Source organism: Kitasatospora sp. NPDC029367 (assembly GCF_055569135.1).
This window is the reverse complement of sequence record NZ_JBVHYH010000042.1, coordinates 66166-72247: the sequence shown is the minus strand read 5'-3', so window position 1 is coordinate 72247 and position 6082 is coordinate 66166. Positions and strand designations below refer to the sequence as shown.

The 6082-nt window shown below is 71.5% G+C and carries 6 protein-coding genes; 4 read left to right on the top strand and 2 right to left on the bottom strand.

Annotation, left to right across the window (positions count from 1 at the left end; translation table 11 throughout):
- Positions 1 to 272 precede the first annotated feature (272 nt).
- Complete coding sequence (locus tag ACZ4W5_RS22560) at positions 273 to 1055, bottom strand: GNAT family N-acetyltransferase (RefSeq protein WP_465656457.1); 783 nt, start codon at positions 1053 to 1055, stop codon at positions 273 to 275.
- Between ACZ4W5_RS22560 and ACZ4W5_RS22555 the strand changes: the two genes are divergently transcribed.
- The 3 genes from ACZ4W5_RS22555 (at position 1032) to ACZ4W5_RS22545 (ending at position 3586) form a co-directional block, all read left to right on the top strand.
- Positions 1032 to 1643, top strand: a complete 612-nt coding sequence (locus ACZ4W5_RS22555) for a tetratricopeptide repeat protein (protein ID WP_465656455.1) — start codon at positions 1032 to 1034, stop codon at positions 1641 to 1643. The two genes, ACZ4W5_RS22560 and ACZ4W5_RS22555, sit on opposite strands and share 24 nt — an antisense overlap.
- A gap of 325 nt (positions 1644 to 1968) precedes the next feature.
- On the top strand, positions 1969 to 2442 hold the full coding sequence (locus tag ACZ4W5_RS22550; RefSeq protein WP_465656453.1) for an NUDIX domain-containing protein: 474 nt from the start codon (positions 1969 to 1971) through the stop codon (positions 2440 to 2442).
- Positions 2443 to 2629: 187 nt separating this feature from the next.
- Positions 2630 to 3586 (top strand): hypothetical protein, encoded by a 957-nt coding sequence (locus ACZ4W5_RS22545; protein WP_465656452.1) that lies wholly within the window; start codon positions 2630 to 2632, stop codon positions 3584 to 3586.
- A gap of 57 nt (positions 3587 to 3643) precedes the next feature.
- On the opposite strand, the gene ACZ4W5_RS22540 is transcribed toward ACZ4W5_RS22545, so the two are convergent.
- Complete coding sequence (locus ACZ4W5_RS22540; RefSeq protein ID WP_360243955.1) at positions 3644 to 4798, bottom strand: mechanosensitive ion channel family protein; 1155 nt, start codon at positions 4796 to 4798, stop codon at positions 3644 to 3646.
- A gap of 581 nt (positions 4799 to 5379) precedes the next feature.
- Here ACZ4W5_RS22540 and ACZ4W5_RS22535 point away from each other — a divergent pair.
- Positions 5380 to 6021, top strand: coding sequence for an HNH endonuclease (locus ACZ4W5_RS22535; RefSeq protein WP_402484462.1), 642 nt, complete (start codon positions 5380 to 5382; stop codon positions 6019 to 6021).
- Positions 6022 to 6082 lie beyond the last annotated feature (61 nt).

The window sequence follows — 6082 nt, the reverse complement described above, 5'->3', positions numbered from 1 at the left end:
AAAGAAAAGAGGTTGGGAGCCCTCTTTTGGGGGGGTTGGGGCACAAAAAAACCCCCCCCCCCCCCCCCCCCCCCCCCCCCCCCCCCCCCCCCCCCCCCCCCCCCCCCCCCCCCCCCCCCCCCCCGACGCCAATTCCACGCCCCCGCATAGGAAGTCGGCCAGACCGACTTCCTATGCAAGACATGGGAAGGCCGTGGGGCAAATCCATGCGGACCTATCCGGCCCGCAATAGATCACTCTCTACCTTTCGTCACCACGAGCCGAGCAGCGGGCTATCGGACCATGTAGCGGTACACCGGGGCCCCTTCCCAGGCCGGGGGCTTGGCGCCCAGGTCCCGGTAGCCGATGGCTTCGTACATCCTCATCGCAGCCTCCGCTTCGGGCCGGACCGCAAGCGTCACACGCTCCACCTGGGCCCCTTCGAGTACGGCTGCATGCAGTTCCCGGCCCAACCCCCGCCGGCGCTGCTCCGGAGCCACGGCGATCTCCCGGATCACGAACGTCCGGCTTCCGTCTTCGCGGGTGAAGCTCTCGTCCACGTCGAGGCCGTTCCACCAACGGCTGTCCGGCTGGAGCAGGACACCGAGGGCGAACCCGACCAACGCACCACCTGAGCGCGCCAGCACCAGTCGGAAGCCGGGCATGGTCCGGAACGCCTCGTATCCCTCCAGGAACCCCGCCAGATCGCGGGGCCCCTCCAAGTAGGGCGGTTCCGCGAACACCCGCTCGTACAGCGGCGTGATCTCGTCCAGCACCCGGGCAGCGGCATCCGGATCCGTGAAGGTCTCGAGGACGGGTGTCTGCACGATTCTCCCCCCGAACTGTGCCGCGACGACCTCACGCCCAACGAGCGCCTGAGTTTCCGGAGCGCCTACGACGAGGGGCTGCCGGCCGTCCGCTACCTCATGCGCGAACTCGAACTCCTGCGTGAGCACTTCTCCCCGCACGGGGTGGAGCTGTTGGCCGACCTGCGCCACCAGACCGACCAGCTGTAGTGCCACGCTGAGCAGTACCGAACGACGGAGGGTCACGTGCTTGACCACCTCATCACTCACGACGACAGCCTGCGGATGGTCCCCATCGACCGGAACGAGTTGACCACCGCGGTCGGCCAACTCCAGGAGGAACTGCGGGCCTTGCCCGAGGGGAGCGACCCCGCGCGTGCTCGGCTCCTGACCAGGTGGATCGGCATGGGCCAGATGTGCCTGGGCAACCACGAGGAGGCCCGTGCGTTCCTCCGGCAGTCGCTCGACCTGGCCGCGGCGATGGGCAACACCCGGGCCGTCGTCGCCACCGGTCTCAACCTCGCCGACGCGCACCGCTACGCCGGTGACGTGCAGACTGCGGACGCGCTCTACCGCAGCGCCCTGAACACCGCGCGGAGCCGACACCCGGAACTCGTTGACTTCGCGCTCCAGCACACCGGCAAGCACCTCATGGAGCGCGGCGACCTCGCGGGCGCCCGCACCTATCTCCAGGAGGCGCTGCGCCTGCGGCTCGCCAAGGAGGACGCCGAGCTGGTCGAGTCCACGCAGGCCGCACTCGCCCGGGTCGAGCTGCTGACCGGCAAGCCCGACGCATCGGCGGCAGACGGCGCTACACCTCTGCGCACGCTCACGAACCTCCCGCCGGTCCCTCGCTAGGGAAGGTGTATCCAGCCGACCCGATACCCCCGTCCCGCCGCCTGCCAGGCCGAGCCGGGGATCAGGGCTTCGTCAGGTCGTCCGTCGGCGGCTTCGGCAGCGGGATCGGCCGACCGGATCATGAAGGGTATCTGCCGCCTGCGCGAGCACGGTGTGCGGTTCTCGGCGATCGCGGTGGTCAGTGCGGAGAGCATCGGTGACCCGGAGGGTCTGCTGGACCAACTCGGTTCGCCAACTGCGCGGCAAACCCGGCTACTTGCTGGCAAGCGTCGCGCAGCGGCTCCAGATCGTCGCGTGACGTGGCTCGGCGGCTACAGTCGTCGCCGTGAGCGACTCCCAGTTCCACGAGGTCGTGGCCCAGCCCCGCACCGCCGCCGGGGTGCTCTTCTTCTACGAGGGCGACCGCGTCCTCCTCGTGAAGCCGACCTACAAGCCCGGCTGGGACATCCCCGGCGGTTACCTGCACGCCGGCGAGACCCCGAGCGAGGGCGCGGCCCGTGAGGTCAAGGAGGAGCTCGGCATCACACCACCGATCGGCCGCCTTCTCGTCGCCGACTGGGCGCCCCACCCCACCGAGGGCGACAAGCTCCTCTTCGTCTTCGACGGCGGCCTCCTCCCGGCCGACGAGCTCGCCAACATCACCGTCGACCAGGTGGAGATCGGCGAGTACGCCTTTCACGCTACCGACCGGCTCGACGAACTCCTCATCCCGCGTCTTGCCCGCCGCGTCCACGCCGCCTGCGCCGCCAGGACGCAGTCCGCGACCGTCTACCTGGAGCGGGGAGTGAGCCGCGCATAGATCCACGACACCACTCCGGCTTCACGAAGCATTCCTCGACGCAGCCAGTGGGCGTGATCAAGGCGCCTTGTGCCAACAAGGCTCATCTGCCTTGGCATTGTGGTACGTTCCGTGATCCAACCAAAAATAGGCGACCCCGGCAGCGCGCCAACGCTCCGGGGTCTGGCACCAGGAGCGCAATCTCCCGATGCGAGTACATCGTACCGAACACGTACGTAACTTCACCGTGCTGCCCAACTGCATGCTGCAGTACCGGCAGCTGTCCTACACTGCCCGCGGCCTGCTCGCTGACCTTCTCTCCCGCCCGGACGGCTGGCGCGAGGACGGTCGGCACATGGCCGACACCAGCCCCCAGGGCCGCGGTGCTGTCCGCAAGGCTCTAAAGGAGCTGACCGAGGCCGGCTTCTACCGGGTCGAGAAGATCCGCATGCCGGACGGCACGATCATCACCGAGACCCACGTCTACGACACCCCGCAGCTGGCGCTGCCGGGTACCACCCGTCCGGTCTCCGGTGAAGCGACCACCGGCGGTGCTGACGTCCTTCCAAAGGACCGGTTCAAAGGAACCTCCCTCCCCGCCGAGCAGCCCGACGAGCCGGTCCTCGCCGACGAGCCGCAGGCGAACACGGGAGGGCGGGAGGAAGAGCCCGAGGAGGAGGCCGACGAGCCGCCCGTGGCGGTGTCGGACGAGCAGGTCCGCGAGGCGGCCGCCACGCTGTTCCGGGTGATCCGCCCCGAGCCGCGCCTGCGGCTCGGCCAGGCCGAAGCCGAGGAACTCGCACCCCTCGTCGCGCTGTGGCTGGAGCGCGGCGCGACCCAGGCCGACCTCGCCCACGCCCTGCTGCCGGGCCTACCCGCCCCGATGCACTCCGCGGTTGCGGTGCTCCGCTACCGCCTCGAGCACAAGCTGCCGCCCGTCCAGCCCGTCGTCCGGCCCGCAGCGGCCCGATACGCCGAGTGCGCCAAGTGCCACGATCCGATACCCCGGCCGGGCATCTGCGGCCCCTGTGCGGGCCTCGGGGCGCGAACGGTCGGGGTCGGTGGCGGCGAAGCTGCCACCCCCAGCGGCGCGGCCCGTGCCAGAGCCGCCCTGCACACTGCCAAGGAAGCGCTCAGCCTTGGCGGCCTGGCCATCACCGGATAGCCCCCGCTGGCGACACGTCAGGCGTCCGCGAACGTCTGTCGAGGGCCGGCCGGACCGCTACGGCTTGGTCAGGTCGTCCGTGGGGGGCTTCGGGAGGGGGATGGGCTCCGTGGCGCGGTAGCGGGGGGAGGTGGGGTCGGAGAGGGCGGAGGGCGGGGCGGGCTCCGCGGCGGTGATCGAGACGCCGGTGGCGACCGCGGCGGCCTCCTCCTTGACCTTGATCCCGGCCAGGTCGAAGGCCGTCTTGAGCCGCTGGCGCAGCGCCCGGGAGACCAGCGGCGCCTTGCCCGGCGCCGTGCGGGCCTCGATCCGGACCACCACCGAGTCGGCCGCCACCGACTCCACGCCGAGGATCGAGACCGGCGCCCAGATCAGTTCGTCGTACGGGGCCTCCTTGGACAGCCCCTCGGCGGTCTCCTGGATCAGGTCCTCGACCCGCTGCAGGTCCTCCTTGTACCCGACCTGCACGTCCACCGAGGCGGTCGCCCAGCCCTGGCTCATGTTGGCGATCCGCTTCACCTCGCCGTTGCGGATGTACCAGATCTCGCCGTTGGCCCCGCGCAGCTTGGTCACCCGCAGGCCGACCTCCAGCACGGTGCCGGTGGCCACCCCGGTGTCGATCTCGTCGCCGACGCCGTACTGGTCCTCCATGATCATGAAGACCCCGGACAGGAAGTCCGTGACCAGGTTGCGGGCGCCGAAACCGATCGCCACACCGGCCACACCGGCGCTCGCCAGCAGCGGCGCCAGGTTCATCCCGAGCGCGGAGAGCACCATCAGCGCGGCCGTGCCCAGGATGGTGAAGGAGGCCAGGCTGCGCAGCACCGAGCCGATCGCCTCCGAGCGCTGCTGCCGCCGCTCCGGGTTGACCACCCCGTGGTTGGCCAGCAGCCCGCCGAGCCGGCTCTCCTCCCGGTGCTGGTCGTGGCTGCGCGCCATCCGCGCTATCAGCTGGGTGATCAGCTTGTTCACCATGGCCCGCAGCACCAGGGCCAGCACGATGATGAGGACGATCCGCAGGCCCCCGGCCAGCCAGCCCTGCCAGTGGGTGTCGAACCAGCTGGCCGCCTGCTTGGTGGTGTCGGTGACCTCCTGCGCGCTGGTGGGAATGCGCAGGTCCGGCAGCTGCGGCGTGGTGGCGGAGGGGGCCGGCGTCGGGGTGGAGAGCGTCGAGGACGCGTCGGTCGGACCGGTGGCGCCGGAGCGGAACACGTGCGGGACCTTCCTTGCAGGGGGCGTGACCCGGTCCCGCGCCGCACGAGCGGCCCGCGGACCGTGCGCGCCAGCCTATCGGGCACCGAACACCAGCCCGGACACACCGACGGGCGTGCGGCCCGCCCCGGACGCCCCGTCAACGCCCCGGTGCGCTCCCCCGGGGCACCGCCCCGGCACCCTCCCGCCGCCACCCCCGACCACCCCCGCACCACCGGCCCCACCTCCCTGCACCTCCCCGCACCACCGGCCCCACCTCCCCCGAACGGCCGCGCCCCGCCCGCCGTACGGCCCCCGGGGTTGCTCCGAGCGGCCGAGCCGCACTCCCCCCGGCGGTCCGCCCGCCCCGCCGCGCCCCGCCCCGGCAGCGCCGGGGTGCAAGTGGACCTTCCCCCGGGCATACCGGGTACTACGGGGTATGACGGAGACCACACCCGGAGTTCACGTCAGGTCCGTTACACAGGAGTGGTGGCGCCGTACGAAGGCGTAAGGCGACACTGGGGGAGATCACGCACTCGTTGCGCGATCCAACCGCTCGTCCCGGCGCGAGCCACGCGCCGCAGGCGTCCAAGGAGGCATCCGTGCCGCATGTCCTGGTCCTCAACGCGTCCTACGAGCCACTCGGCGTCGTATCGATGCGCCGCGCACTCATCCTGGTCCTCAACCACAAGGCGGTCAGCCTGGAGGACTCGGGAGTCACTCTGCACAGCGCCACCAGCGCCCTTCCGGCGCCGTCCGTCGTCCGCCTGACCCGCTTCGTACGGGTCCCGTTCTGCGGGCCCGTCCCGCTCACCCGCCGGGCGCTGTTCGCCCGGGACCACGGCCGCTGCGTCTACTGCGGGGCCGCCGCAACCAGCGTCGACCACGTCATCCCGCGCAGCCGGGGCGGCCAGCACCGGTGGGACAACGTGGTGGCGGCCTGCCGCCGCTGCAACCACACCAAGGCCGACCGCCACCTGACCGAGCTCGGCTGGCGGATGAAACGCCCACCGGCACCGCCCAGCGGCCTCGCCTGGCGGATCATCGGCACCGGGATCAAGGACCCGCGCTGGCGGCCCTACCTGGAGCCGTACGGCGGCGGTGACCAGCTGCGCGCCCCCCAGTGGGGCGAGTACGAGCACCACGACCATACGGAGACCCACTCCGTCCCGATCGGCCGGGCGCACGTCGCCCACCCCGCCCCCGTCCGCCGCGGCGAGCAGCCCGAACCGCTCTCCGCCTGACCCCCGCACCACAAGGGCCCGCCCGTCACACCGTCGGTACGCGCCTCATGGGCCGCCGCGC